Here is a 26216-nt window from a genome sequence, read left to right as displayed (position 1 = left end):
TCGCATGCTCTTGGACAAGAGTTGTGGACAGCCCTCGCCCCTGGACGCCGTAGGCGCTGTGAGACGTCGCAGAGATGGTCGATCGTGATCCGCTGATACTCAGTGTTCGGACCATCACCAACTGTCAGTGGTGGGTGCGAAGGTCACCTCATCGGCCGCACCGGGCGGCTGCATGCGGGGTAAGGGGGCGCGATGTCCTGGCCACAGCAGATCGTCATGCACGAGATCGACTTCCTGTCGGTGGAGAACGAGGCCGGCTCCAAGAGCGGTGACGCAATCGCACTGCGTTTTTGGAGCGACGCCCTGGGCCGCATGGCCGTGGTCGTTATCGACGCCGGCTTTCGCGACACCGGCCACCGCGTGGTCGACCACATCCGCGATCGCTATAAGACCAGCCGCGTCGACCTTGCGATCTCCACCCATCCCGACGGAGACCATCTCAACGGCCTGCAGACGGTGGTGGAGTCCCTGTACGTCAGCGAGCTGTTCATCCACCGCCCCCGCGAGCACGGCCTGGACGTCCGGGATTACCCCAACCTCGAGGCCATCGACGCCCTCCTCGCCGCCGCCACCCTCCACGGCACCACCATCACAGAGCCCTTCGCCGGGGAGAGCCGCTTCAGCGGGCTGCTGACCGTTCTGGGGCCCAGCCGCGCCTCCTACGAACAGCTGCTCGCCGACAGCCTCGCAGAGACCACGGGCGCAGCAGGGCTGGCCGCACCTTCGGCATCGCGGCTGACAGCGGGACGACTGATGTACAAAGCAGTGGCTCTCTTGGAGCGGGCGCTGGCGACCTTCCCCTTCGAGACCCTCGGAGAGGATGGCGTGACCAGCGCCCGCAACAACACCTCGGTGGTCACCCTGGTTCGTCCGGGGCAGGAGCGCTGGTTGCTGACGGGGGACGCCGGCATTCCAGCGGTGCACGCGGCACTGGACCACTACGAGCGGATGCACGGCGCGATCAACGCTTCCCCCTTCGACTTCGTGCAGGTGCCCCACCACGGCAGTCGGCGCAACGTCTCTCCCAGTCTGCTGAACCGCTGGCTCGGCCCCCGCGACTCGGGTTACACCTCGCTCGCCGCCTACGTCTCTTCAGCGAAGGCTGACCCGAAGCACCCCTCCCCCAAGGTCACCAACGCCTTCGGCCGGCGCGGCGCGGTTGTACTGGCCACCGAGGGCATCAACATCTGGCGCCATCGGGGTACACCCGAGCGCCCTGACTACGGTCCGATCCCGCCGATCGGGCCGCTGGTCGAGGACGACGTCTGAGCGTCGTCGGCACACGGTGAAGGCTCTGGCGGACCTCTTCGACTCCTACAGCCGCCGAGCGCGACTGTACCCAGCGCTGCTCGTCGTCCTACCCCTGCTGATGTACTTGCTGCCGCAGCTGCCCGGGCTGACTACAGCGAAGGGGCAACCAGCATGGGTGGGCTTGATGTGGCCGGTGCTGGTGACAGCGGGAGTGCCGTTCCTGCTCGTCACCCTCGTACGCTCCCGCGGCAAGGCCACGCAACACCGTCTCCTGGCTGACTGGGACGGGTTCTCCAGCACCCGGGCTCTCCGGCATCGCGACACCGGCTCACCCCAACGGCGCGAACACCGCCGCCAGCGGCTCCAGGAGCGGCTCGGTGTCCAGCTGCCGACCGCCGCGGAGGAGGAGCAAGACCCAATTGGAGCTGATGAGCACTACCAGCTCGCCGTCGAGCAGCTCATCGCCCGAGTACGCGCCCAGTCGGACATATTCCCTCTGGTGGCCGAGGAGAACGCCCACTACGGCTTCCGCCGCAACCTCCTCGGGGTCAAACCTGTCGCGCTTTCCGTCTTGGCCGCCTGCCTTGTCGCTGACCTTGCTCTGATCAGCGGCACCGTGCCGATCGCGAGCCGCGCTCTGCCAACCGGGCAGCCCCTTACAGCGCTGGTGCTAGCCGTGCACGCCGCCATGCTGCTCGGGTGGGCAGCGCAGGTATGCCCTGTGTGGGTGCAGGAGGCCGCCGATGACTACACCACCCGTCTCTACGCCGCACTGGACGATCCGCGTCTATGAGCGCGGCCGTCGGCGGCTTCTACGAAAGTCACCCAGCGCGACGACGGCTCGGCGAGGATCCCCGACCGGTCAGCAACACGCTGACCATCGTTCACTGCGACGGCCCTGGCGGAGCGAGTCAAGCCAGTCGCCTCCGGCCCTCGATCAGCGCGACAACGGTGAAGGCGGCTCGGGCTTCCGACCCGGTCGGCTCTGCGTCATCCCGAGCCGCCCTCTCCGAGGTCGCCGATGCTTCTGCGCCTGCGCAGACCAGCTGATCGAGCTGTGAGCTGGCGGATCGGGTAAGAGGTGGATCCCGGCACTTCGGGGCGGCCCGCCCGCCCGACGGATGCCCTCGGCCGTGGAGGCGGCTCTTCCATCAGATGGAAACGAGTGCTTTGGTGAGAGGCGCTCACGTTCCTAGTCTCGCGACAGATCCGTGATCGGCAGCGCCTCACCGCGCTGTGCCGCTGCACCGCAGGAGGACTTGTGCGCACGATGAAGAGGTCTGCGAAGGCGGTCGACGGCGTGAGTGCCGACTTCCAGATGGGACCACTGTGAACCCCAGGAGAACGCCCTCGCACAACTTGATCGGTCGCGACGTCACTGCTCACGTGCCCACCGTCGAGCAGGTCGTGGGCACCGCACCGATGCCGGCGATCCACGAGGGGATCTGGCGCCTCGCAGCGCCGCACCTCCACGTGCGCAGCAACGACGTGCACACCCTCTACTCCTACGAGCTCGCCAGAGGACTCGTCGACCTCGTTCCAGGCACTGATCCCGAAGTGGTGCTCCCGGCCATCCTCCTGCACGACACCGGTTGGTCCCGCGTTCCCGAAGATGAGGTGCTCGAGGCGATCGCTCCCGGCGGGGGCCGGCCGGACCTGGTACGGCGGCACGAGGTGGAAGGCGCGGCGATCGCACGCGAGATCCTGGTTCGCTCAGGGTGCAGCTCCGATGTCGTGGACCGAGTGGTCGGCATCGTCGACGGCCACGACTCGCGGGCGCACGCCACCTCCATCGACGACGCCGTCGTCAAGGACGCTGACAAGCTGTGGCGCCTCACGCCGCACGGCGTCGACACCGTGATGGACTGGTTCGGCCTCACGAGAGAAGAGGCGCACCTGCTCATCGGCAGCCGCGTCCACCCGCACCTGCTCACCGACGCCGGCCGGACCATGGCGCGAGGACTGGCGGCGGTCGTGCGGACGGACACCTCCTCGCAGCTCAGGGCACTGGGCTGAGCGGCGAGATCGCCCGCGGCCGGAGACGACCCACCGGGGAGTCAGTGACCACCCGGGTCCTTCGTGTCCTCCAGGCCTTCGAAGGCACCACGGCCCCACTGACGCTGACCCAGATCGCGCAGTCCGCCGAACTGCCGCTTCCTACCGCTCACCGCCTCGTCGGTGAGCTCGTGGAGTGGGGCGCTCTGCAGAAGGACAGCATGGGCCGCTACCAGGTGGGACTGCGACTGTGGGAAGTGGCGCAGCTCGGTGGTCGGCGTCTGCGCGACGCGGCTCGCCCCTACCTGCAGGACCTCTTCAGCCTGACGCACGAGACGGCCCACATGGCAGTGCGCGAGGGACGCGACGCGCTCTACGTCGACAGGGTCTACAGCTCCAAGCGCGTCCCCCGTGCCTCTCGCGTCGGAGGTCGGCTGCCGCTGCACGCGACGGCAGTGGGCAAGGTGCTGCTCGCGCACGAGGAGACCTGGCTGCAGGAGGCGTACGTCGCGACCCCGATGCACGCCCCCACGCTCCGCACGCACGTCAATGGAGAGCGTCTGCTCGTCGAGCTGAAGCAGATCAGAGAGCAGGGCTATGCCACCACCTACGAGGAGGTCCGAGCAGGCGCCTGCTCCATCGCCGTCCCCGTCCTGACCCGCACTGGGAGCGCAGTGGCCGCCCTCGGCTTGTCGATGCTCTCCTCCCAAGCCACGCAGATGAACCGCCACCTTCCTGTCTTGCACGGGGTCGCTCGGCGCATCGGCAGTGCCCTGGAGCCCTTCGCTGCGCGAGGAGCGACGGACTGACGCACCGATGACGTCGGCGGGCCAGGGCATCGCTTCCAACAGTCGGAAGTGCGCGCTTGTGACCGGGACGCCGGGATCAACAGACTGCACGTGTCAGTCACCGACGACGAGACCAGGGAGCCAGCGTGCCGCAGTCCCGGCAGACAGCCCCGAGCCCAGCGGCGACGGGGTGCCCCGCCCACCACGGCTACGAGCCCTTCGCCCAGGACGACCCGTTCCCCTCCTACGCCGCCCTGCGCGCCGAGGCTCCCGTCCACTACGACGAGCGGGTCGGGTACTGGGTGGTCACCCGCTATGACGACATCAAGGCCGTCTTCGAGGACTGGCAGACCTTCAGCAGCGAGAACGCCCAGGCGCCCGTGCGCGAACGGGGCCACGCGGCGACGCAGATCATGCTCGACGGTGGCTTCACCGCCTACTCGGGGCTGTCCGCCCGCATCCCCCCGGACCACACCCGCATCCGCAAGATCGTCTCCAGGGCCTTCACGCCGAGGCGGTACAAGGTGCTGGAGCCGGCGATCAGGGTGAACGTCGTGCGGCTTTTGGACGAGCTGCTCTCCCGCCCCGACCACCGCGGGGACCTCGTGGCCGACCTCGCCTACGAGGTGCCCACCACCACGATCCTGACGCTCATCGGTGCCGACACCTCCCAGGTCGACACGTTCAAGCGGTGGTCGGACTCGCGCGCGGCGATGACGTGGGGCGACCTGTCCGACGAGGAGCAGGTGCCCCACGCGCACAACCTCGTGGAGTACTGGAGCGAGTGCCAGCGCCTGGTGGCCGAGGCCCACGGCGAGGAGCGCGACAGCCTCGTCGGCGACCTCGTGCGGGCCCAGGGCGAGGGTGCGGAGATCAGCGACCACGAGATCGCCTCCATCTGCTACAGCCTGCTGTTCGCCGGCCACGAGACCACCACCACACTCATCTCCAACGCGCTGAGGGTGCTCCTGGCGCATCGCGACCAGTGGAACGCCGTCGTCGCGGACCCGGCACTCGTCCCCGCCGCCGTGGACGAGGTGCTGCGGTACAGCCCCTCGATCGTCGCGTGGCGCCGCAAGGCCCTGGCCGACGCCGTGGTCGGTGGCCAGCACGTGCCTGCAGGCGCGGAGCTGCTGCTGGTCATGGGCTCAGCGAACCGAGACGAGTCGCACTTCGAGGACGCCGACGCCTTCGACGTGTCCCGTCCCAACGCCCGCGACCACCTGTCCTTCGGCTTCGGCATCCACTACTGCCTGGGCAACATGCTCGCCAAGCTGCAGACCCGGATCGCGGTCGAGGAGGTCGCGCGGCTCGCTCCGAGCATGAGCCTGGTCGACGGCGAGCAGATCCGCTTCGGCGACAACCTCTCCTTCCGCGCACCGGTGCGCGTCCCCGTGACCTGGGAGGCCTGACATGGATGGACAGATCGAGTCGGCCTACGTCCGCTTCTTCGACGACCCCGCTGAGCCAGAGCACGCGCTCCTCGGCGGCAAGTGCTCCTCGCTGGTCACCATGACGGCGGCCGGCATGCCCGTCCCGCCGGGCTTCGCCATCACCACCGCCCACTTCGACGCGGTGCTGGAGAGGTCCGGCGCTGCCGCAGCCATCGCCTCCGCGCTCGAGCACCTGGACCCGGAGGACGTGACGGCCGTCGACGCGGCCTCCGCCGAGATCCGAGACCTGATCTGCTCCTTCGAGGTGCCCACCGAGCTGCGCGAGCACGTGGTGCGCGCCTACCAGGCCCTGCAGGCGCGCTTCGACCAGCAGGTGCCGGTGGCCGTCCGCTCGTCGGCCACCGCCGAGGACCTTCCCGACGCCAGCTTCGCCGGCCAGCAGGACACCTACCTCTGGGTGCGGGGGGAGTCATCCGTGCTGGAGCACGTCCGCCGCTGCTGGGCGTCCCTGTACACCAGCCGAGCCATCTTGTACCGCCTGCGCAACGGCATCCCCGATGAGGGGCTGTCCATGGCGGTCGCCGTCCAGAAGATGGTCAACGCCCGCGCGTCGGGAGTGGCGCTCACCCTCGACCCGCTCACCGGGGACCGCTCGAAGATCACCATCGACTCCTCCTACGGCGTGGGTGAGATGGTGGTGTCGGGCCAGGTGACCCCTGACAACCACGTGCTCGACAAGGTGGTCCTCGCGGTGGTCTCGGAGACGATCGGTGACAAGCACGCCGAGCTGGTCCCGGACGCCGGGCAGTGCCAGCTGGTCGAGCGAGAGGTCGAGGCCGAGCGCAGGCAGCGCCGCTGCCTGACCGAGGCCGAGCTGGTGGCGGTGGCGACGCTCGCCAAGCGTGCCGAGAAGCACTACCGCTGCCCGCAGGACGTCGAGTGGGCCTTCGACGCCGACCTGCCCCCCGGCCAGGACCTGCTCCTGCTGCAGGCACGGCCGGAGACGGTCCACTCCGCAGTCCCGCGGGGTGTCCCGCTCGCTGCCGCGACGGCAGCACCTGCCGTCCCCGCGGCGCCACCCACCGCAGCCAGCGCCTTCAGCTTCTCCGCCCTGACGCGCGCCTCCACGCCCGGGCGCGGCTGAGCCCTCGGGTCAGCGTCCCGCCGTCTCCTCACCGACCTCCGCCAGCCCCACCACCCTGACTCCCACACGCCGGCCGCGACGCAGCTGCCGCCCCCCTCGTTGCGAAGGAGCAACCATGACCGCGATCGACCCCTCCCCCACCACGGCGGCGGACGAGCCCCGGCCGACCCTGAAGTCCTTCCCCAAGCCGTCCGACCTGACCGTGCCCGAGGGCGCGGAGGGCTGGGAGGACCTGTACCCGTACCACCTCGCCTTCCGGAACCTGAGCGGCCAGGAGGACGAGAAGTTCTGGTTCTGCGACAGCCAGCACTGGCCGGCCGTCTTCAAGCCCTTCGAGACCATCGGCGGGGAGTTCGCCGTGAAGTGCCTCGGGCAGTACAACACCCGCCACCTGCTCATCCCTCCGGCCAACGGCATCGAGTTCAAGATCCACCTGGGCTACCTCTACATGAGCCCGGTCCCCGTGCCGCCCGAGGAGATCGGAGCGCGAGTCCCCGAGTTCGAGCGGCGCGCCGGCCACTACTTCCAGAACTGGGACAGCCTGCTCGAGCAGTGGAAGGTCAAGGTCCGCGCGACCATCGACGAGATGGAGGCGCTCAGCTTCCCCCTGCTCCCGGACGTGGTGCCGTTCGACGACATCGTCAGCGGGAAGGCCAAGGACGGCACCGAGGTGCTGATGGAGAACTACGACCGGCTCATCCAGCTCTGCTACCAGAACTGGCAGTACCACTTCGAGTTCCTCAACCTCGGCTACATCGCCTACCTCGACTTCTTCGGCTACTGCAAGCAGGTCTTCCCCGGCATCCCCGACCAGGCCATCGCCACGATGGTCCAGGGCGTGGACATGGAGCTGTTCCGCCCCGACGACGAGCTCAAGCGCCTCGCGGCGCTTGCCGTCGAGCTGGGGCTGCAGGACGCGCTGTCGGACACCGACGACGTCGAGGGGACGCTGGGGCGCTTCGCGGCCGCCGACCGCGGGCAGGAGTGGCTGGACAGCTACCGCGAGGCGCAGGACCCGTGGTTCAACTTCACCATCGGCAACGGCTTCTACGGCACGGACAAGTACTGGAAGGACCACCAGGAGATCCCGCTGGGGTTCATCAAGGACTACGTGCGCCGCCTGGACGCCGGGGAGCGCATCGTGCGGCCCGTCGAGGAGCTGCTGGCGGAGCGCCACCGCATCGTCGAGGAGTACGGCGAGCTGCTGGACGGCGAGGCGCTGGCCACCTTCGACGCGAAGCGCCAGCTCGCCGCGACGGCCTACCCGTACGTGGAGAACCACAACTTCTACATCGAGCACTGGACGATGGGGGTCTTCTGGCGCAAGGTGCGCGAGCTGAGCCGCGTCTTCGTCGAGGCGGGCTTCTGGGCTGACGTCGACGACGTGCTGTACCTGACCCGCGGCGAGGTCCGGGACGCGCTGTTCGACCACGCGACCGCGTGGGGCGTCGGCTCGCAGGCGACGGGTCCCCACTACTGGCCCGCTGAGATCGAGCGCCGCCGCGGCATCATCGACGCGCTGTCCACGCGCCGTCCGCAGCCGGCGCTGAACACGCCTCCCGCGGAGATCACCGAGCCGTTCACGATGATGCTCTACGGCATCACCACCGAGCAGGTGCAGCAGTGGCTCGGCGACGACGACGGCGGGTCCGACGGCGCCATCACCGGCATGGCCGCCTCCCCCGGCGTCGTGGAGGGGCTGGCGCGGGTCATCACCAGCGCTGACCAGCTGTTCGAGGTCCAGCAGGGCGAGATCCTCGTCGCCACCATCACCGCGCCGTCGTGGGGTCCGATCTTCGGCAAGATCCGAGCCACCGTCACCGACATCGGCGGGATGATGAGCCACGCCGCGATCGTGTGCCGCGAGTACGGGTTGCCCGCCGTCACCGGCACCGGCAGCGCCTCGACCACCATCCGCACCGGCCAGCGCATCCGCGTCGACGGCTCGCGCGGCCGGGTCGAGATCCTCGAGGGCTGACCGTGGCGACGGACACCTCCCGCGTCGCCGAGGGCTACGACCGCACCGTCCTGGTCACCGGCGCCGCCGGGGGGCTCGGCCGCAGCTTCGCCCTCGGCTTCGCAGGGCTGGGGTACCGGGTCGCCGTGGCCGACGTCGACCTCGCCGGTGTCGAAGAGACCGCGCGTCTGGTGCGCGACGCCGGTGCTCAGGCCTGGGCCGGCCGCACAGACGTCACCGACCTGGCCTCGGCGGAGGAGACCGCTGCGGCCGTGGCGGACTTCGGCGGCGGACGGATCGACGTCGTCGTCAACAACGCCGCCGTCTACGCCACCGTCACGCGCTCTCCCCTGGAGGACATCGACCCCGCCGAGTGGGACCGCGTCATGGCGGTCAACCTCAAGGGGCCGTGGCTGGTGGTGCGGGCCTGCAGCCCGCACCTGCCCGAGGGCGGCCGCGTGGTCAACCTCTCCTCCGCCACCGTCTACAGCGGGTCGGAGCACTGGCTGCACTACGTGGCGTCCAAGGGCGGCGTCATCGCGCTCACCCGCGTGATGGCGAAGGAGCTGGGACGGCGGTCCATCACCGTCAACGCCATCGCCCCCGGCTTCACGCTCACCGAGGCCAGCTACGGCCTCGTCGAGGACGCCGAGGCCTACGGCGTCGACCGCAGCGCGCTGCGCCGGCCCGCGCACCCCGAGGACGTCGTCGGCGCCGCGCTCTTCCTCGCCGGCCCGCACAGCACCTACATCACCGGGCAGACGCTCGTGGTCGACGGCGGTCGTCAGTTCATCTGACCACCCGTCCGCCCCGGCGCGCTCCCCGCCCCGCACCACCCACCGGACCTGCTCACCAAGGAGTCCCGATGCCCCAGGTCAGCTTCACCGACGCCGACGGCGGCGTCCGCGTCATCGAGGCCACCCCCGGCGACTCGGTCATGGAGACCGCCGTGCGCAACGGCGTGCCGGGCATCGTCGCCGAGTGCGGCGGCTCGCTGTCGTGCGCCACCTGCCACGTCTTCGTGGCCGCCGACGACCTGCCCGACCTCCCGGAGATGGACGAGATGGAGGACGAGATGCTCTACGGCACCGCCGTCGACCGGGAGGAGAACTCCCGCCTCAGCTGCCAGCTGCCCGTCACCGAGCACACCGACCTGCACGTCACGACCCCGGCGACCCAGGTCTGACCGTGGCCGCCGACGGACTGCTCATCATCGGAGCCTCGCAGTCAGGCGTGCAGCTGGCCGTCTCCCTGCGCGCCCTGGGGTATGACGCCCCCATCACCCTGCTGGGCGACGAGGACCACCGGCCCTACCAGCGGCCAGCCCTGTCCAAGGACTTCCTGCAGGGGAGCATCTCCAAGGAGAAGCTCATCCACCGCTCCCAGGACTACTGGGACGAGCACCGCATCAGGGTGGTCAAGAACGAGCGCATCACCCGCATCGACAAGCGTGCTGACGGCAGCGGCACCGCGACCTCGCGCTCAGGAGCGGTCTTCGCCTTCGACCGCCTCGCGCTCACCGTCGGGGCCAGGGCCCGTCCGCTGCCCCTGCCGGGGACCGACCTGCCCGGGGTGCTGCACCTGCGCAACGCCGACGACGCCCTCGAGCTGAAGGCCCGCGCCGAGACCGCCACCGACGTGGTCATCATCGGCGGAGGGTTCATCGGCCTCGAAGCCGCCGCCAGCCTCCAGAAGATGGGCAAGCGCGTCACTGTCCTGGAGGCCGGGCCCCGACTGGTGGGGCGCGCCGTCGGTGAGGAGGTGGCCGCACACCTGCTGGCCCACCACACCGCCCGCGGCATCCGCATCGAGCTCGGCGCCCGCACCGAGGCGCTCGTCGGAGACGACGACGGCGTGCGTGGCGTGCGGATGGCAGATGGGAGCACGCTGCCCGCCGACGTCGTGCTCATCGGTATCGGGGTGCTGCCCAACACCGAGCTGGCAGAGCAGCTGGGGCTGGAGTGCGACAACGGCATCCGCGTCGACGCCTGCGCCCTGACCTCCGACGGCGTGACCGTGGCCATCGGCGACTGCGCCAACCTCCCCAATCCCGTCCCGGGCTCTCCCCCCGGAGACCGCGTCCGCTTCGAGAGCGTCAACAACGCCATCGAGCACGCGAAGGTGGCGGCGTACGCCATCACCGGGCGCCGCGAGGAGTACGCGGGCATCCCCTGGTTCTGGTCGAACCAGGGCGACCTGAAGCTGCAGATCGCCGGGCTCTCCCAGGGCTCCGACCGCACGGTGGTCCGGCGGGACGACACCAAGGGACGGTTCACGGTGCTGCACTACGCCGGCGGCCGGATCATCGCCGCCGAGTGCCTCAACGCCCCGCTGGACTTCATGGCCGTGCGGCAGGCGCTCGGCGCCGGTGCCGATGTCCCCGCCGACCTCGCGGGCGACCCGTCGGTGCCGCTGAAGAGCATCACCACCGCGCCCACCACCGCGACGAAGCCCGTGGAGCAGCCGGCATGAGGACCTCCCTGCCCCCGACCCCGGTGCCGGTGGCGTTGCACTGCACCGTCGACACCTCCCCCATCGCCTGCACCCCCGCCCGCGGAGACGACCTCGATGCCGTCTGGACCGCGGTCGTGCCCGAGACCCGCACCCGGGGCAACGACATCCACCTGCCCATCTCCCTGGCGTACGCGGAGCGCCTGTGCGCCGCCTACCCGCAGGCGGACGCGCTCGTGGTGAGGGTCGCGATCCTCCTGCACGACACCGGCTGGGCCCGGGTGGACGAGAGCCGCATCATCTCCGAGGGCTTCGGCGGGGACTGGCGCAAGGCGGCCATCCGCTTCGAGCACGAGGAACAGGGCTGCGCCATCGCCCGCGAGGTGCTGCCCGGCCTTGGGTACTCCCCGGCGTTCGTCGACGCCGTCGTCGACATCATCCGCGGCCATGACACCCGCAAGGAGGCGCACACCCTCGAGGACGCCCTCGTGCGCGACGCCGACCGCCTGTGGCGCTTCGACCACGCGGGCATCGCGCTGGCGTCCGGGTGGTTCGGGCTCGACCCCGCCACCTACTGCGACCGGCTGTGGCGCGAGATCGTGCCGGAGCTGCTCACCGAGGCAGCGGTGCAGATGGCCCACGCCGACCTGGTGCGCTCCGAAGCGCTGCTCAAGACGAGCGTGATCCGGTGACCGCAACGGGTGAGCTGCACGACCTGCGGACGGGGCTAGCCCTGCCCCATGAGCACGTCGACGACCTGTTCATCGACGGCCGGTGGGTCGCGGCCACAGGTGCCCGGCGTCTCGACGTGGTCGACCCGGCCACCCGACAGGTGTGGGGCAGCGTCCCGTGCGCCGCTCCGTCGGACGTCGACGCTGCCGTGCAGTCTGCCGCCCGGGCGTTCCGGGAGGGGTTGTGGCCGCGCCTGTCGCCCACCGAGCGGGCCGAGCACTTGCTCAGGATCGCCGACGAGGTCGAAGCTCGGGCCGAGCTGATCGCGCTGACCACCACCCGTGAGAACGGCTCCCCCATCACCGAGACGCGCGGAGCGGCGGCGAACGCCGCGGGCATCCTGCGCCACGTGGCCGGGCTGGCGCCCTTCCTCGAGGCGGACGACGTGCGCCCGTTCCCGTCCGGGGAGGGCGAGACGGTGGTCATGAGAGACCCGGTGGGAGTCTGCGCGCTCATCGCGCCGTGGAACTTCCCCATCAACCTCATGGTCGTCAAGCTCGCCCCGGCGCTGCTGGCGGGTTGCACGGTCGTGCTCAAGCCAGCGGAGACCACGCCGCTGTCGATCCGGTTCGTGGTCGAGGCGGTGGCGGCGGCGGGGCTGCCCGACGGCGTGGTGAACCTGGTGACGGGTGCCGGGGATGTGGGCGACGCCCTGGTCCGGCACCCGCTGGTCGACAAGGTCGCCTTCACCGGATCCACGGCCGTGGGACGCCGGATCGCGGCCGCGTGCGGCGAGCTCCTGCGCCCGGTGACGCTCGAGCTCGGTGGGAAGTCCTCGGCGGTCGTGCTGGAGGACGCCGACCTCGCCCAGCTGGCGGGGGTGCTGCTGCGCTCCTGCCTGCGCAACACCGGTCAGACCTGCTACATCTCCACACGCCTGCTGGCCCCGGCCTCGCGCTACGAGGAGGTGCTGGCGGTAGCAGCACGGACGGTGTGCGCGGCACCCCTCGGCGACCCCCTCGACCCCGCCACCGCCTTCGGGCCGCTGGCCAACCACCGGCAGTACGAGCACGTGCTGGAGCACCTGCGGGACGCGCGACGCGAAGGTGCCCGCGTGGTCACGGGCGGGGACGCCGTCCACGGCTCGTCAGGCTGGTTCGTCGAGCCGACGGTGCTGGCCGACGTCACCCCGTCGATGCGCGTGGCCCGGGAGGAGGTCTTCGGCCCGGTGCTGACCGTCATGGCGTACGACGACGTCGACCAGGCGGTGGAGCTGGCGAACTCCACCGGGTTCGGGCTCGGGGGGCTCGTCTTCTCCGGCGACGCCGCCGCTGCGCAGCGCGTGGCCGAGCGCATGGACACCGGCTCCGTCGGCCTGGGCTTCTTCGCCTCCAACCACAACGCCCCCTTCGGAGGGCGGCACGACTCCGGGCTCGGGGTCGAGTACGGCGTCGAGGGCCTGCACGCCTACCTGACGTTCAAGTCCATCCACCGCCGGACCGGTTGACTCAACAGCCAGCCGAGTCGGCATGTCTCCTGTGGAACCGCTTCGTGTCCCGACGAGCGCGACGTCCACGACGCTGCGCCGCGAGGTCTGCGTGGACGGCGCCCGCGAGGACGTCCTGGCGTTCACCGCCTTCCCGGCGGCGCACTGGAAGAAGAGCTGGTCGACCAACCCGCTGGAGCGGCTGAACAAGGAGATCAAGCGGCGTACCGACGTGGTGGGGGTCTTCCCCAACGACGCTGCGCTGCTGCGGCTGACGAGCTGTGTGCTGATCGAGGCGCACGATGAGTGGGCCGCCGGCGAGCGTCGCTATCTGTCCGAGGCGTCGATGGCCGCGTTGAACGGCACCAACATCACCGAGCTGCCGGCAAGCCTCACCACCGGCGGCACCAGCATCGACACCGGGGCCGCCATGACGGCATGATCCCCACCAGCTGACCCCGCACGGTGAGAACGATCTACACCACTACAGGGGACGTGACCGCGATGAGTCAGTCGGTCGAACCGGGCGTCGCCTGACCTCCCGCTACGCGGGCTGCGCGAAGCGGTGCACGCGTACCTCAGTCGCCGCGTGCTGCAGTGCCCACAAGGTAAGGGCAGGCATCGGAGTCGACACGGAGCCAGTGAATAGATGCGGCCCGCGGCAGTTGCTTCGTCCACTGATCCTTCGCGCCTTGGGCTCGGGTGGCCCGAGGGCGACCTGAGCAGCGACTATGCGCTGCTCAGTGCCTTCCCAGACGTTGTTAGCGGTCACATGCCAATCTTGCTTGGATGCGATCCAGCACGTCGGAGGCGCTGGGGGATTGACACGACCAAATGTGACCGGTCACACTTGGGGCACGCAAGCGACTCGAGGAGGACTCGCTCATGGTGGAGCCGTACGCGGTCACAGCACTCTCACCCCGCACCTTCACGGCCAAGGAGAAGGGGGATGCGCTTGAGAACGTCAAGCGCATCAACAAGTTCATGGACACGGCGGTGATGGTCGCCGCGTGGGAAGGGGCGCCGGTCCGCCTGGTGGCCATTCCCGAGATGGCCATCCAGGGGATGATCCCCAACACTCCCGGCAACCGAGAGCGCGAGAAGCACTTCGCGGTCACCATCCCGGGGCCCGAGACCGACGAGCTGGGCAAGAAGGCGCGCCAGCTCGACGTGTTCATCGCCGCGGAGCTGTACATGGTCAAGGACCCGGACTTCGAAGACCGCTACTTCAACGTCGCCTTCGTGATCGACCCCCAGGGGGAGATCGTCTACAAGCGGTACAAGGCCACGAGTGACGCTTACGAAGGCGGGATGCTCGGCAACATGAACCCCCACGACGTGTGGGACGAGTTCATCGCCAAGAAGGGTGGCGGGGACGTGATGGAGGCGATCTTCCCCGTCGCCCGCACTGAGATCGGCAACATCGGCATCGCGATCTGCCACGAGGGTGTCTACCCCGAGATCGGTCGCGGTCTGGCGATGAACGGCGCCGAAATCCTCATCCGCCCGACCCTCATCGAGCCCGCCGTCATGAAGGGCTTCTGGGAGCTGCAGAACCGCGCCCACGCCGTCTTCAACCAGATGTACGTCGTTGCTCCCAACCTCGGTCCCGAGGTCATGGACGACGGAGGCATGCAGGACCTGTTCGGTGGTCGCTCCATGATCGTGGAGCCAAGTGGTCACATCGTGGCCCAGCAGACCGGCTGGACCTCAGGTGACTCCTTCGTCTGCACCACCATCGACATCGAGGCACTGCGCCGTCGACGCATCGCCAACGGCCTCTACAACCAGTTCAAGGACCTGCGCACCGAGCAGTACCGCGCCATCTACGACAAGCCGATCTACCCGAAGAACCAGTACCTGGACGCGCCGCCAACCGAAGGATGGCTGGCCCGTGAGGACGCCACGCGTGCTCGCAACATCGACCTGCTGGTCGAGCGCGGCGTCTTCGTCCGGCCCGAGTCTGGCAGTGGTGAGCGCGAACCCATCACCTCTACCGCTGAGAAGTCCGGCGACAAGGCCTGACCTACATGCGTGAGCTGACCGGCTGAGCCCGGTGAGCATCCGGGGGTTGCAGCCCTCCGCGGTCAACCCCACCCGGGCTCCCGAACCCGGGTGGGGTTGACCGCCTCCCACCGCGGGGCCCCCGTTGGCGCACCGTAGCCGCCACCACTGGGGTCACCAGCTCCAAAGCGGGCTGGGCGCGCAAGTCCAGCCTCGCGCGCCCAGCCGCCTCAACGCCGTCACCGCGGCGCACCATTTCGCACCAGGTCATCCCTAGATGGCTTCGCAGCCCAATCCATCGGCCGGCCCACCGCGCCTGCCAGAGCCATTCGCCCCGTCATCTCCACGAAGGAGTGGTCCCCATGGCACCCACCACACCCCTGCGCGCGCGCAAGCGTTCGCGTCTGCTGGCCGCCGCAGCGGCTGTCGCCGTCACTGGACTAGTCCTGACCGGCTGCGGACGCGGAGACACTGCGACCGCCAGCGCAGAGGACAAGGCTACCGGGGAAGGCCTCGTCATCGGTTGGTCACAGCGCGGCATCTCGGGCAGCGACTGGTGGAAGACGCTGGTCGCCGGCGGCCAGGACGAGGCCAAGCAGATGGGCGCCACCATTGAGGTGCTGGACGCCAACCGCGACACCACCCAGCAAAACCAGGACGTGCAGACCCTCATCAGCAAGGGCGTGGACGTCGTGATCATCAACCCCAATGACCCACTCGGCCTGGCCGGTTCAGTGAAGGCCCTGGCCAATGCTGGCATCCCGGTGGTCACAGTCAACTCCAGCCTCGACCCCTCCCTAGTCGACCAGCAGTTCTGCTACGTCGCCGAGGACCAGGTCGCCACCGGAGCGCTGGCGGGCAAGGCCATCGCCCAGAAAGCGATCGCCAAGTGGGGCACCAGCGGCGAGATCAAGCTGGTCGGCATCGGCGGCTACCCCGGAGACGTCCTCAGCGAGCTGCGCTACCAGGGCTTCATGCAGGGCTACAACGAGGTCATGGGGGCCAACCCCGGTGTCACTACCACCGAGCTGGACTTCAAGTACGGCAACTGGCTGCCGGACAAGGCGCTGGCTCCCATGCGCGACGTGGCCACCGCCAATCCCGACCTGAAGATCGTCTACAGCGAGAGCGACGTCATGCAGGCCGGCGTCCAGCAGGCGCTCACGCAGGCAGGGCTGTGGGGAGACGGGATCCTGGAGGGCTCCTACGACGGCGGCATGGAGTCGGTCAAGCAGATGGTGGACGACCCCACGGGTCCGCTGCAGGCCACAGCGTCCAACCAGCCGTGGGACCAGGGCGCCGAAGCCGTGCGCATGGCGCTGCAGGCTTACAACAAGAACACCGAGGCCTGCCCGGGGGGCACCAAGTACGTCCAGACCACCGTGGTGACCCCCGAGAACGCTGCGCAGTACTACAAGCCTGAGGACACCTACGTCCGCGCCCAGGACGACAAGTGAGCTCTCCGGCGCACACCGCCGCCGGCAGTGCACCGATGCCTGGTGGTGATGGCCTGCTCCAGGTCCGCGGCATCACCAAGGCCTACGTGGGCGTCCCTGCCCTCAAAGGTGTCGACCTGGACCTCCGCGCCGGCAGCATCCACGCCCTCGCGGGGCAGAACGGCGCGGGCAAGTCCACCCTGGTGAAGATCCTCTCAGGAGCCGAGTCACCTGACGCCGGCAGCATCACCGTCGCCGGCCGCGAGGTCGCCTTCCGGAGCCCCCAGGACGCCCAGGACGCCGGGATCCAGACGATCTATCAGGAACTCAGCCTGGTCCCCCAGCTCAGCGTCGCGGAGAACGTCCTCCTCGGTGGTCTGCCCACTGGGAGCCTGCGAGCGGTGTCGTGGCCCACGATGCGCAACCAGGCCCGCCAAGCCCTGGAGCGGGTCGGGTTCTCCCTGGACGTCACCGCGCTGGTGGGCAACCTCTCGGTGGCGGAACAGCAGGCCGTCGAGCTGGCCAAGGCCATCCACCGCAACGCGCGGGTGCTGCTGCTCGACGAGCCGACGTCCACGCTGCCGCCACCGGATGTTCGACGTCTCTTCGAGGTGCTCGAGGGCCTGTCCACCCAGGGCGTGGGAATGGTCTACATCTCGCACCGCATGGACGAGCTCTACCGTCTATGCGACACCGTCTCGGTCCTGCGAGATGGTGTCCTGGCCCAGTCCTTCTCCACACAGGACAGCACCGCCGCCCAAGTCGTCTCCGCCATGGTCGGACGCGACCTGAAAGGCTCTCTCGCCGAGGCCGCCCTGTCGGGTCAGCGAAGTCCCCGCATCGGCACCGGCGCCCGAGGTGAGGTCATCCTCTCCGTGCGGGGCCTCAGCGAGGAGGGGAAGTACCAAGACGTCTCCTTCGACCTGCACGAGGGAGAGGTCCTGGGCATCGCGGGGCTGGTCGGCTCCGGACAGTCAGAGCTGGCCTCATGCCTGGCGGGCGCCCGCCCCCGCACCGGCGGACAGACCACCGTCGACGGCACGCCTGCGGCTCTGGCCAGTCCCCGTGAGGCGATTAAGCACGGGATCGGCCTGCTGCCGCAAGACCGCAAGACGTCCGGCTTCGTCCCCGACATGTCAGTGGCCGGCAACATCACCTTGGCGAGCCTCCCGATGTTCAGCCGCTTCTCCGTCCGGGACCAGCGCAAGGAGAACGCGGAAGCACGTCGTCTGGCCGAGCGGCTGGGCATGCGCATCACCAGCGTCGACCAGCCTGTGAAGACCCTCTCAGGGGGGACGCAGCAGAAGGCGATCCTGGCACGGTGGCTGGTGCGCTCAGCCCGAGTGCTGATCTGCGACGAGCCCACGCGCGGCGTGGACGTAGGCGCCAAGGAAGACATCTACGAGCTGCTGAGGGAGTTCGCGGCCTCCGGCGGCACCGTGATCGTGGCCAGCTCGGAGATCCCCGAGGCACTGATGTGCGACCGGGTCCTGGTGATGGCCAGCGGGCAGATGGTCGCTGAGCTCGACCACGACGACATCGATCCCCGCGGCGAAGCAATCATCGAGCGCTTCGGATGACCGCTCGGGTGGAAGCGCCCCGCGGTCCGCACGCCCGCTCATCGGTCGTACCGGTGAGGCAGGCCGCTCAGCGGAGCCGGCGCCCTGACGGGCGCTCACCGGCACGGGCGCGGTCGGGCAGCCACGGACACCAACCCCACGAACCGCGTGTCACTCCAACAGCGACGAGGACCGGAGAGGCGACATGACCCACTCAACGACCACGACCCCGGGCCCAGCCAACGGCTCATCCACCTCCAGCGGCGGTGGTCCTGCCGCGCCGGCAGCGGCCGCAGTCCTCTGGGGCCGGACGAAGGCCGCCCTGCCGCGGTCCTACCTGCTCATCGTGCTGGTCGGCATCGTCATCATCGGCTTCATCGCCACGCCCGACTTCCTCACGGTCCGCAACGCGACCAACGTCATCTCCTTCTCGGCCATCGTCGCTGTGCTTGCCGTCGGGCAGTTCTTCGTCGTCCTGACCGGTGGCATCGACCTGTCCGTGGGATCGACCGTCGCGATCTCCACCGTCGTCAGCGCTCTGCTCATGCAGCAGGGCGTCCCGGCAGGAGTCGCCGTCATCGCCACCTTGGCAGTCGCAGCGCTGGTCGGCTTGCTCAACGGAGTGCTCGTCGTCGTCCTCGGACTGGCACCGTTCATCGCCACGCTGGCGACCCTGAGCATCGTCCAGGGCGCCAGCTACATCATCCAGTCCACCAGCCTGATCTCCATCAGCAACACCAGCTTCGTGCAGTGGTTCTCCGACGGCGCGTGGCTCGGACTGCCCAACCCCGTGTCCATCTTCCTGGTCGTGATGCTCATCGCCGCCTTCGTGGCCAAGTACACGACCTTCGGGCGGCGCCTGTACGCCATCGGCGGCAACCGTGAGGCCGCTCGGCTCTCCGGCCTGCCCGTCAGCCGTGACCTCATGACCACCTACATCCTGTCCGGACTGCTGGCAGGGCTGGCGGGACTGCTCGCGGCTGCCCAGCTGCTCCAAGGGAGCTCGCTGATCGGTCAGGGCTACGAGCTGGACGCCATCGCCGCCGTCGTGGTCGGAGGTGCCTCGCTCTTCGGGGGAAAGGGAGACCCGATCAGCGCCGTCATCGGCTGCTTCGTCATCTCCATCATCACCAACATCATGAACCTGATCGGCATCTCCTCCGAGCCTCAGCTGGTCATCAAGGGCGCCGTCATCATCATCGCCGTCTTCTTGTCCAGCGCCGGCGGCGTTGCCCGGATCCGCTCCGCCCTGCGCAAGCGACCCTCCTCGAGGTCGGGACCTGGCGCGCAGAACACCCCGCCGGTGCCGACGGCGACGGTGACCAGCTGAGCACGCTCCTGCGCCGGCCGAACCGCCGACCCGCCAGCGCAGGATGACCGCCATGTCACCCCATCCCAGGTCCAGGAGGTCCCGGTCATGACCAAGTCCGGTGCTGGCACTCGAGCTCCCGTGCTGCGCGACGTGGCGCGTCTGGCTGGCGTCTCCCACCAGACGGTCTCCCGCGTCCTCAACGACAGCCCCATGGTCAGCGAGGCGGCCAGGGCGAAGGTGCAGGCGGCGGTCGCTCAGCTGGGATACCGCCCTCACGCCTCCGCCAGGGCGCTGGCCACCAAGCGCACCATGCACCTGGGGGTGGTGTGCGTCGGCGCGGAGCAGTACGGCCCCTCGCTGACGCTCATGGCGGCTGCGGCCGCGGCGCGCGAGGCCGGCTACACCTGCAACCTGCACCCACTGGAGACCGTGGACCGTCGCGCCATGCGCGTCGCGCTGGACCAGCTCACCCGCGATGCCGTCGACGGGATCCTCGTCATCGCCCCCACCGATGCCGCTGCCAGCTCCGTCGAAGGGCAGCCCACCGACATCCCCCTGGTGATGTTCGAGCCCGGCATCGACAACGGCACCACCAAGATCGCCATCGACGAAGCGCTCGGGGCTCGGCTGGCCACCCGCCACCTGCTCGACCTCGGCCACACGACGGTGCACCACGTGAGCGGTCCCGAAGGCTGGCTGGGCACCCGGGCGCGCATCGAGGGCTGGCGCGCAGAACTGGCTGCCGCCGGACGTCCCGCTTATGCGCCGGTCGCCGGAGACTGGAGCTCGCTGTCGGGATACCACGCTGGGCAACGGCTGGCTGGCGACCCTTCGGTGACGGCGGTCTTCGTCGCCAACGACCAGATGGCGATCGGGGTCATGGCCGCCATGGCCGACGCCGGTCGCCAGGTGCCGTCTCAGGTCAGCATCGTCGGCTTCGACGACATCCCCGAGGTCAGTTGGACCCGGCCCGCCTTGACCACGGTCCAACTTGACTTCGCCGAGGTCGGACGCCGCTGCGTGCAGCGTCTGCTGGGCTACATCGACGGTGACGAGGTCCAGACCACCGAGGCTGTCCGACCCCACCTGCTGACGCGCGCGAGCAGCGCAGCGCCCCCGGTCATCACCTAACCGGTCTCAGCGCGGACGCACGGCGTCTGCGCTCCACGTCCTGACCCACGACCCCTCACGAGCTCCTTGAGAGAGGACCCACCATGGACAAGCGCGAACTCGGCACCACCGGCCTCCAGGTGACGCCGCTGTGCGTCGGCACCAGCCCGCTGGGCAACTTCCCCTCCCAGTACGGGTACGAGGTCGGGGAGGACCAAGCCGTGGAGACCGTCCTGTCGGTGCTCGGCGGTCCGCTCAACTTCATGGACACCTCCAACAACTACGGCGACGGGGAGAGCGAGCGGCGCATCGGCAAGGCGCTCGCCGAAGCGGGTGGACCTCCGCCGGGGTTCGTGCTGGCCACCAAGGTCGACCCGCTGCCGGGCAGCGAGGACTTCTCCGGCGAGCGCGTGCGCGCCTCCGTCCACGAGAGCCTGGAGCGCCTGGGCCTGGACCGCCTGCAGCTGGTCCACCTGCACGACCCGGAGCGGATCTCCTTCGAGGAGGCGACTGCACCGGACGGAGCCGTGCAGGCCCTGGTGGACCTGCAGCAGGAGGGTCTGATCGAACACCTGGGGGTGGCCGGAGGGCCCATCGACCTCATGCTGCGCTACCTGCAGCTGGACGTCTTCGCCGCCGTCATCAGTCACAACCGCTACACCCTCGTGGACTCCTCCGCCGAGCCGCTCATCGCCGACGCCGCCTCTCGGGGAGTCGCCTTCCTCAACGCCGCGCCCTACGGAGGCGGCATGCTCGTGCGCGGACCCCAGGCCGTACCCAACTACTGCTACCAGCCCGCCAGCGCGCAGGTCATCTCCCGCGTAGAGGCGATGCAGCAGGCCTGCCAGCGCCACGGAGTGCCCCTGGCCGCTGCAGCCCTGCAGTTCTCCCTGCGCGATGAGCGGGTCGCCTCGACGATCGTGGGCATGTCCACCCCGCAGCGCGTGGCGCAGACCACCGCACTGGCTGAGCACCCCATCCCCGAAGAGCTGTGGAGCCAGCTGCTGGAGCTGGCCGCGGAGGGGCGCAGCGGCGTCGGCCTGTGACGACGCCCCAGTAGGCCCCTTCGACTCGACCCCCAAGCACGACAGCACGAGAGGACCCACGTCAATGACGACCCCAGCAACACGTCCCGACCCCGTCGACGTGCTCATCATCGGCGCCGGCGGCGCCTCGGGCGCCACCACCGCCAAGGTGCTCACTGAAGCCGGACTGCGCGTCGTCGGCCTCGAGCGAGGGCCGTTCCTGCGCCCTGAGCACTTCTCCGGTGACGAGATCAAGTACATCAACCGCAACTACCTGTGGCCCGACCCCGTCCTGAACCCCCGCACCGTGCGGCGTGACGAGACCCAGACCGCCGTGCAGGAGCAGTTCTCCAACACCCCCCACTGCGTGGGAGGGGGAACCATCCACTACAGCGGCTGGTTCCCCCGGGCCACCGAGTCCGACTTCAAGATGCGGTCCCTGCACGGGGACGTCGAGGGCGCCAGCCTCGCGGACTGGCCCTTCAGCTACGACGACCTCGAGCCCTACTACACCCGCATCGAGTGGGAGTTCGGCGTCTCGGGCCAGCAGGGCGCCAACAAGCACGAAGGGCGCCGCAGCAGGGACTACCCCTGTCCGCCGCCGCCGGTGTCCCGCTACGGCAAGGTCTTCTACGACGCGATGGCCAAGCTGGGCCACAACGCCTTCCCCATGCCCCAGTCCATCCTCACGCGCCCCCACAACGGGCGTCAGCCCAGCCCCAACGCCGGGTTCGTGCAGCAGTTCGGTGACCCCACCGACGGACGGTCCACCACCCAGCGCGTCTTCACCCCGGACGCTCTGGCCACCGGACGGTACGACCTGCGCACCGACTGCTACGTCCACCAGATCACGACCACTGCCGACGGCCGCGCCAAGGGCGCTCTGTACGAGGACCCCCAGGGCCGCATGGTCGAGCAGGAGGCCACCGCCGTCATCGTGTGCTGCGGCGCCATCGAGTCCGCACGTCTGCTGCTGGCCTCCCGCAGCGCGCACTTCCCCGACGGGCTGGCCAACAACAGCGGGCAGCTGGGACGCAACGCGACCTTCCACGACTACTTCTTCGCCATCGGCCTGTTCGACCGCGAGCTCACCGACCCCCTCTACGGCTGGGCCGGCAACTACGTCAACGGGACCACCTTCGACTTCTACGAGACCGACGAGGACCGCGGGGGCATCGCCGGCTGCGTCATCACCGCCTCGGGTCTGGGGCCGCCGGTGAACTGGACCTTCCCGGGCCGGCCCACCTGGGGACAGGCCGCCAAGGACGCCGACCGGGAGTTCTTCAACCACAGCATGAAGATCGGTGTGCTGCTCAACGACCTGCCGCGGGAGAGCAACCGCGTCGACCTGGACCCCGACGTCAAGGACGCCTGGGGCCAGCCGGCGGCGCGGATCACCCACACCAACCACCCCAACGACGTCGTCATCGGCAACTGGCAGGTGCGCAAGAACCTGGAGATCCTCGACGCCGCTGGAGCGGCCAGCACCATCCCGGTGTGGTTCGAGCAGGCCAAGGGCAACTCCTGCCACCAGCACGGCACGGCCCGCATGGGCAACGACCCGGCGACCAGCGTGCTGGACAAGTGGGGACGAGCCCATGACGTGCCGAACCTGTTCGTCCTGGACGGCAGCGGCTTCCCCACGGGGCCTGGCGTCAACCCGACACTGACCATCATGGCCAACGCCTGGCGCTGTGCTGAGCACCTGGTCAAGGAGCGTGTGGCATGAGCACCGACAGGACTGAGGCGAGGACCGGGCCCATCGCCGACGGCGCAGGACAGGACGGGAGTGGTTCGTCCTCGACCTCCCAGGCCGACTGGGGTGTGGTGCACCTGCCCGAAGAGGGACGGCTCTTCTTCGACGCCCACCAGTGGGCCGTCATCGAAGCCGCTGCTGAGCGGATCATCCCCGCCGACCATGACCCCGGCGCCAAGGACGCAGGAGTGGTGCGCTTCATCGACCGCTACCTCGCCGGCCACGTCTACGCCGCCGCCGACGGCAACGGCTTCCTGGTCCAGACCGGCAAGGCCGCGGCTGCCTGGGCCCAGCGCACGCAGACGATGCAGGAGCGCTACACCCAGGGGGTGAGCGACATCGAGGACATCAGCGACCGTCGCTACGGCACCTCCTACATCGACCTCGACCCGGAGCAGCAGGACGCCGTCCTGGTCGAGGTGTCAGGTAGGCCCAAGCCGAGTGACTTCGTCGCGAGGCTGCGGGCCGAGGGCAAGTTGACCGCCCAAGGTGAGCAGCGCTCGGCCAGCGGGGTCGACCTCAGCCCCGCTGAGGAGGGCGGCGCCCCGCCGTCCAACCAGCCGGTTCCCGATGACGCGCTGGCCTTCTTCCCCATGCTGCTGCTGCACGTGCGGCAGGGCTTCTACGCCGATCCCGCCTACGGCGGCAACCGTGACCACGTCGGGTGGCGGACCATCGGCTTCCCCGGTCCCACCTCGTTGGGTCAGACCCAGCGCGGGGAGTTCTCCACGAACGACTACCTGCTGCCCGAGCTGGAGTGGCCCTACACCGACCAGTGACCGATACCAGTAGTGCTGGTGCTGGGTGCTGTGACTGCTCTTGCAGCGGTTCGGCATCCAGCACCTGGTCCGGGCTTGTGAAGGCTCAGCCAAGCAGGGCGGCGGCCAGGCGGTCGTTGGGAGAGCGGTCCAGGTGCCCCCGGCCCCCGGTCGTAGCGCCGGGTGGTGGGCGGGTCGGCATGACCCATTGCGTCCTGCACGTCCTGCAGCGGTACCCCCATGCCCAGGGCCTGGGTGGCGTAGGCGTGGCGGAAGGAGTGCGCGGTGACCTCCGCGGAGACTCCCGCGGCGGTGAACAACCGGCCCAGCAGGCGTGCGGCGTGGGCGTAGCCCCAGCGCTGGGTTCCGTCGTCGGTCAGGAAGACCGGACCGTTGGTGCGCCCGCCCAAGTAGGTCTCCAGTGCGCGCACGGCGGCGACGGGCAGCACCACGCGGGCGCTTGGAGCCCTTGCGGACTAGGCGCAGGCCGGACCCGAGGCCCGCACGGGCAGGAACGTGTCGTAATTCAGGCGCTGCTCGTTCCTGACAGCACTGCGCTGCTTGTGGGCCTATGCGCGCTGGTCTTTCTCAGCTCAGTGCTGCAGACCGCGACCGGCTTTGGCTTCGCCATCCTGTCCGCCCCCATCGGGGCGGCCCTGCTGGGCGGCCCAGCCGCGGTGGGCATGGTGCTCATCACCGGCACCGCAGTGGACGTCCTCATCCTGTCCCTTCACCGCTCCCTACCTCGGCCGCGGTGGGACGAGGTCGCCGTCCTGGGGGCGTCCTCTCTGCCGGGACTGGCCCTGGGTGCCGTCTTGCTCGCCGTTGCTCTAAGGCGGGTGCTGCTGGTGGTGATCGCGGCGGCGGTGGTGCTGGCGGTGGTGCTGCGCTGGGTCAGCCGCCGCTCAGGGCGGGCAAGGGTGGTCAGCCGGCGCTGGGGGGTTCTGGCAGGGCTGGCTTCGGGGACGTTGGGGACGGCGACCACGCTGGCGGGCCCGCCGACGGTGTTCTACCTGTCCCACCGCCCATACGTGCCGGGGGTGGTGCGAGACACCCTGGTGGTGCTGAACATGGTGCGGCTGCCGCTGAGCGTGGTGGCGCTGGTCGCCGGTGGGGTGTTCGTGGTCATCCCTGGTATCTGGTGGTGTCGGGGTGGGGTGGGTACCTCGTGGGGCAGTCGGTGTTTCGGCGGTTGGACGCGGCGCGTTATGAGGCGCTGTGGCTGGGGCTGCTGCTGGTGGCCGCGGTTACGGCCAGCTCGGCGGCGGTGCTCTCGTGACCGGTCTCACCAGCTGCCCGTCGACCGGGCACTGAAGCCGTCTCGACGGCTCGACTAGACCCCACGCCTTGTCGCTTGCGGGATTGCCGTCCGGACAGTGGCTAGGTCGCCTTCTGATCACCGAGCCGGCTGACCGGCCTTCAGATGGCGTCGTCGAAGAAGCCCGCCGCCTGCAGGGCCCGCTGGTAGATCTCGTGGACCACCGCCTCCTTGCGGGCGTTGTAGTCCATGACACGCTGGCCCGGGCCGTCAGCAGCGGCGCGCTTGATCGACGCATACAGCTCGCGGTCCCGCGCGCTCGCCCTCAGCCAGTCCCGGAAGACGACGTGCTTGACCAGCTCGGGACTGTCCGGGCCGAACACATGCAGGTTCACCGCCGGCTGTCCGTCCGGGAACCCCGCGTCGACACCCGGTGCGCCAGCACCGGCGCGCAGCAGCCGGTGCTGGCGCCACCACGGCTCGCGCACCGTCAGCACGAACCCGGCCGCCTCCAGGCGCGGGAGCCAAACCCGCTCGTCGGAGGGGTCAGCCACCGTCAGGTCCAGGTCGATGACCGCCTTGGCTGCTAGACCTGGCACCGCCGTCGACCCGACGTGCTCGAGGCGAACCGCCCGCTGCCCCAAGGCGCCGAGGACGCGCGCGCGGACCAGCTCGGCCTGCTGGGGCCACGTCGGGTCGTAGGGGACCACCTCGATGACCGCGGCGACGGGCTGGACCACCCACGGGCTCGCCTCCGGCGGGGTGATCGGCTCAGAGAAGTCGACGATCTGCTCACGAGTGGGCACGCTTCAGCCAAGCACGCGTAGCGCCGCTCTCACGCCGGCTGCTGCACCACGTGC

23 protein-coding genes and 1 pseudogene are annotated in these 26216 nt (G+C 69.5%); 22 read left to right on the top strand and 2 right to left on the bottom strand.

Annotated features, from left to right (window positions below):
* Positions 1-216 precede the first annotated feature (216 nt).
* The 21 genes and pseudogenes from FHN55_RS09275 to FHN55_RS09175 all read left to right on the top strand — a co-directional run bounded on the left by FHN55_RS09275 (position 217) and on the right by FHN55_RS09175 (position 24119).
* On the top strand, positions 217-1269 hold the full coding sequence (locus FHN55_RS09275) for a ComEC/Rec2 family competence protein (protein ID WP_139712029.1): 1053 nt from the start codon (positions 217-219) through the stop codon (positions 1267-1269).
* A gap of 16 nt (positions 1270-1285) precedes the next feature.
* Positions 1286-2044, top strand: a complete 759-nt coding sequence (locus tag FHN55_RS09270; RefSeq protein WP_139712028.1) for a hypothetical protein — start codon at positions 1286-1288, stop codon at positions 2042-2044.
* Positions 2045-2724: 680 nt separating this feature from the next.
* Entirely contained in the window at positions 2725-3267 is a 543-nt protein-coding gene (locus FHN55_RS09265) for an HD domain-containing protein (protein ID WP_218974504.1), read from the top strand.
* Between the two features lie 44 nt (positions 3268-3311).
* On the top strand, positions 3312-4055 hold the full coding sequence (locus tag FHN55_RS09260; RefSeq protein ID WP_218974503.1) for an IclR family transcriptional regulator: 744 nt from the start codon (positions 3312-3314) through the stop codon (positions 4053-4055).
* 125 nt (positions 4056-4180) lie between these two features.
* Entirely contained in the window at positions 4181-5446 is a 1266-nt protein-coding gene (locus FHN55_RS09255) for a cytochrome P450 (protein ID WP_139712027.1), read from the top strand.
* Between the two features lies 1 nt (position 5447).
* Positions 5448-6572 carry a PEP/pyruvate-binding domain-containing protein gene (locus FHN55_RS09250; protein ID WP_139712026.1) on the top strand — a complete coding sequence of 375 codons (1125 nt, stop codon included), beginning with the start codon at positions 5448-5450 and terminating at the stop codon, positions 6570-6572.
* A 115-nt stretch (positions 6573-6687) separates the two neighbouring features.
* A complete protein-coding gene (locus tag FHN55_RS09245) occupies positions 6688-8550 on the top strand; it encodes a PEP-utilizing enzyme (protein WP_139712025.1) in 1863 nt (620 codons plus the stop codon).
* A 2-nt stretch (positions 8551-8552) separates the two neighbouring features.
* On the top strand, positions 8553-9326 hold the full coding sequence (locus tag FHN55_RS09240) for an SDR family NAD(P)-dependent oxidoreductase (protein WP_218974502.1): 774 nt from the start codon (positions 8553-8555) through the stop codon (positions 9324-9326).
* A gap of 68 nt (positions 9327-9394) precedes the next feature.
* A complete protein-coding gene (locus tag FHN55_RS09235; protein WP_139712024.1) occupies positions 9395-9715 on the top strand; it encodes a 2Fe-2S iron-sulfur cluster-binding protein in 321 nt (106 codons plus the stop codon).
* A 2-nt stretch (positions 9716-9717) separates the two neighbouring features.
* Positions 9718-11001, top strand: a complete 1284-nt coding sequence (locus FHN55_RS09230) for an NAD(P)/FAD-dependent oxidoreductase (protein ID WP_139712023.1) — start codon at positions 9718-9720, stop codon at positions 10999-11001.
* The gene (locus FHN55_RS09225) at positions 10998-11672 is read left to right on the top strand and encodes an HD domain-containing protein (RefSeq protein ID WP_139712022.1); all 675 of its coding nucleotides are present in this window, start codon (positions 10998-11000) and stop codon (positions 11670-11672) included. The genes FHN55_RS09230 and FHN55_RS09225 overlap by 4 nt, the downstream gene beginning before the upstream one ends.
* Complete coding sequence (locus FHN55_RS09220; RefSeq protein WP_139712021.1) at positions 11669-13159, top strand: aldehyde dehydrogenase family protein; 1491 nt, start codon at positions 11669-11671, stop codon at positions 13157-13159. Before FHN55_RS09225 ends, FHN55_RS09220 begins: the two co-directional genes overlap by 4 nt.
* 100 nt (positions 13160-13259) lie before the next feature.
* Positions 13260-13580, top strand: a pseudogene (locus FHN55_RS09215) (transposase); the annotation flags it as partial.
* 443 nt (positions 13581-14023) lie between these two features.
* Positions 14024-15163: a nitrilase-related carbon-nitrogen hydrolase gene (locus FHN55_RS09210; RefSeq protein WP_139712020.1), complete on the top strand. Its 1140-nt coding sequence runs from the start codon at positions 14024-14026 to the stop codon at positions 15161-15163.
* Positions 15164-15504: 341 nt separating this feature from the next.
* Positions 15505-16599 carry a substrate-binding domain-containing protein gene (locus tag FHN55_RS09205; protein WP_139712019.1) on the top strand — a complete coding sequence of 365 codons (1095 nt, stop codon included), beginning with the start codon at positions 15505-15507 and terminating at the stop codon, positions 16597-16599.
* Positions 16596-18158, top strand: a complete 1563-nt coding sequence (locus FHN55_RS09200; RefSeq protein ID WP_218974501.1) for a sugar ABC transporter ATP-binding protein — start codon at positions 16596-16598, stop codon at positions 18156-18158. The genes FHN55_RS09205 and FHN55_RS09200 overlap by 4 nt, the downstream gene beginning before the upstream one ends.
* Positions 18159-18342: 184 nt before the next feature.
* Positions 18343-19467, top strand: a complete 1125-nt coding sequence (locus FHN55_RS09195; protein WP_139712018.1) for an ABC transporter permease — start codon at positions 18343-18345, stop codon at positions 19465-19467.
* 120 nt (positions 19468-19587) lie between these two features.
* Complete coding sequence (locus FHN55_RS09190; RefSeq protein WP_218974500.1) at positions 19588-20580, top strand: LacI family DNA-binding transcriptional regulator; 993 nt, start codon at positions 19588-19590, stop codon at positions 20578-20580.
* Positions 20581-20663: 83 nt separating this feature from the next.
* Positions 20664-21605 (top strand): aldo/keto reductase, encoded by a 942-nt coding sequence (locus tag FHN55_RS09185; RefSeq protein ID WP_139712017.1) that lies wholly within the window; start codon positions 20664-20666, stop codon positions 21603-21605.
* A gap of 64 nt (positions 21606-21669) precedes the next feature.
* The gene (locus FHN55_RS09180; protein ID WP_139712016.1) at positions 21670-23313 is read left to right on the top strand and encodes a GMC family oxidoreductase; all 1644 of its coding nucleotides are present in this window, start codon (positions 21670-21672) and stop codon (positions 23311-23313) included.
* The gene (locus tag FHN55_RS09175) at positions 23310-24119 is read left to right on the top strand and encodes a gluconate 2-dehydrogenase subunit 3 family protein (RefSeq protein WP_139712015.1); all 810 of its coding nucleotides are present in this window, start codon (positions 23310-23312) and stop codon (positions 24117-24119) included. Before FHN55_RS09180 ends, FHN55_RS09175 begins: the two co-directional genes overlap by 4 nt.
* On the opposite strand, the gene FHN55_RS24245 is transcribed toward FHN55_RS09175, so the two are convergent.
* Positions 24104-24547: a tyrosine-type recombinase/integrase gene (locus FHN55_RS24245; protein WP_373995719.1), complete on the bottom strand. Its 444-nt coding sequence runs from the start codon at positions 24545-24547 to the stop codon at positions 24104-24106. The two genes, FHN55_RS09175 and FHN55_RS24245, sit on opposite strands and share 16 nt — an antisense overlap.
* Between FHN55_RS24245 and FHN55_RS09165 the strand changes: the two genes are divergently transcribed.
* Complete coding sequence (locus FHN55_RS09165) at positions 24440-25435, top strand: sulfite exporter TauE/SafE family protein (protein WP_139712014.1); 996 nt, start codon at positions 24440-24442, stop codon at positions 25433-25435. The two genes, FHN55_RS24245 and FHN55_RS09165, sit on opposite strands and share 108 nt — an antisense overlap.
* Positions 25436-25517: 82 nt before the next feature.
* Here the strand turns inward: FHN55_RS09165 and FHN55_RS09160 are convergent, their stop codons facing one another.
* Positions 25518-26162, bottom strand: coding sequence for a GrpB family protein (locus FHN55_RS09160; protein ID WP_139712013.1), 645 nt, complete (start codon positions 26160-26162; stop codon positions 25518-25520).
* Positions 26163-26216: the final 54 nt, after the last annotated feature.

The sequence above is a fragment of the Streptomyces sp. NP160 genome, assembly GCF_006335115.1.
Lineage (GTDB): Bacteria > Actinomycetota > Actinomycetes > Actinomycetales > Quadrisphaeraceae > Quadrisphaera.
This window is presented reverse-complemented; position numbering and strand designations above follow the sequence as displayed.

What these genes read in the sequence shown, in the direction of transcription:
- FHN55_RS09275 (WP_139712029.1), top strand. Translation starts at nt 217, where the DNA reads ATGCACGAGATCGACTTCCTGTCGGTGGAGAACGAGGCCGGCTCCAAG.
- FHN55_RS09250 (WP_139712026.1), top strand. Translation starts at nt 5,448, where the DNA reads ATGGATGGACAGATCGAGTCGGCCTACGTCCGCTTCTTCGACGACCCC.
- FHN55_RS09245 (WP_139712025.1), top strand. Translation starts at nt 6,688, where the DNA reads ATGACCGCGATCGACCCCTCCCCCACCACGGCGGCGGACGAGCCCCGG.
- FHN55_RS09235 (WP_139712024.1), top strand. Translation starts at nt 9,395, where the DNA reads ATGCCCCAGGTCAGCTTCACCGACGCCGACGGCGGCGTCCGCGTCATC.
- FHN55_RS09225 (WP_139712022.1), top strand. Translation starts at nt 10,998, where the DNA reads ATGAGGACCTCCCTGCCCCCGACCCCGGTGCCGGTGGCGTTGCACTGC.
- FHN55_RS09210 (WP_139712020.1), top strand. Translation starts at nt 14,024, where the DNA reads ATGGTGGAGCCGTACGCGGTCACAGCACTCTCACCCCGCACCTTCACG.
- FHN55_RS09205 (WP_139712019.1), top strand. Translation starts at nt 15,505, where the DNA reads ATGGCACCCACCACACCCCTGCGCGCGCGCAAGCGTTCGCGTCTGCTG.
- FHN55_RS09195 (WP_139712018.1), top strand. Translation starts at nt 18,343, where the DNA reads ATGACCCACTCAACGACCACGACCCCGGGCCCAGCCAACGGCTCATCC.
- FHN55_RS09185 (WP_139712017.1), top strand. Translation starts at nt 20,664, where the DNA reads ATGGACAAGCGCGAACTCGGCACCACCGGCCTCCAGGTGACGCCGCTG.
- FHN55_RS09180 (WP_139712016.1), top strand. Translation starts at nt 21,670, where the DNA reads ATGACGACCCCAGCAACACGTCCCGACCCCGTCGACGTGCTCATCATC.
- FHN55_RS09175 (WP_139712015.1), top strand. Translation starts at nt 23,310, where the DNA reads ATGAGCACCGACAGGACTGAGGCGAGGACCGGGCCCATCGCCGACGGC.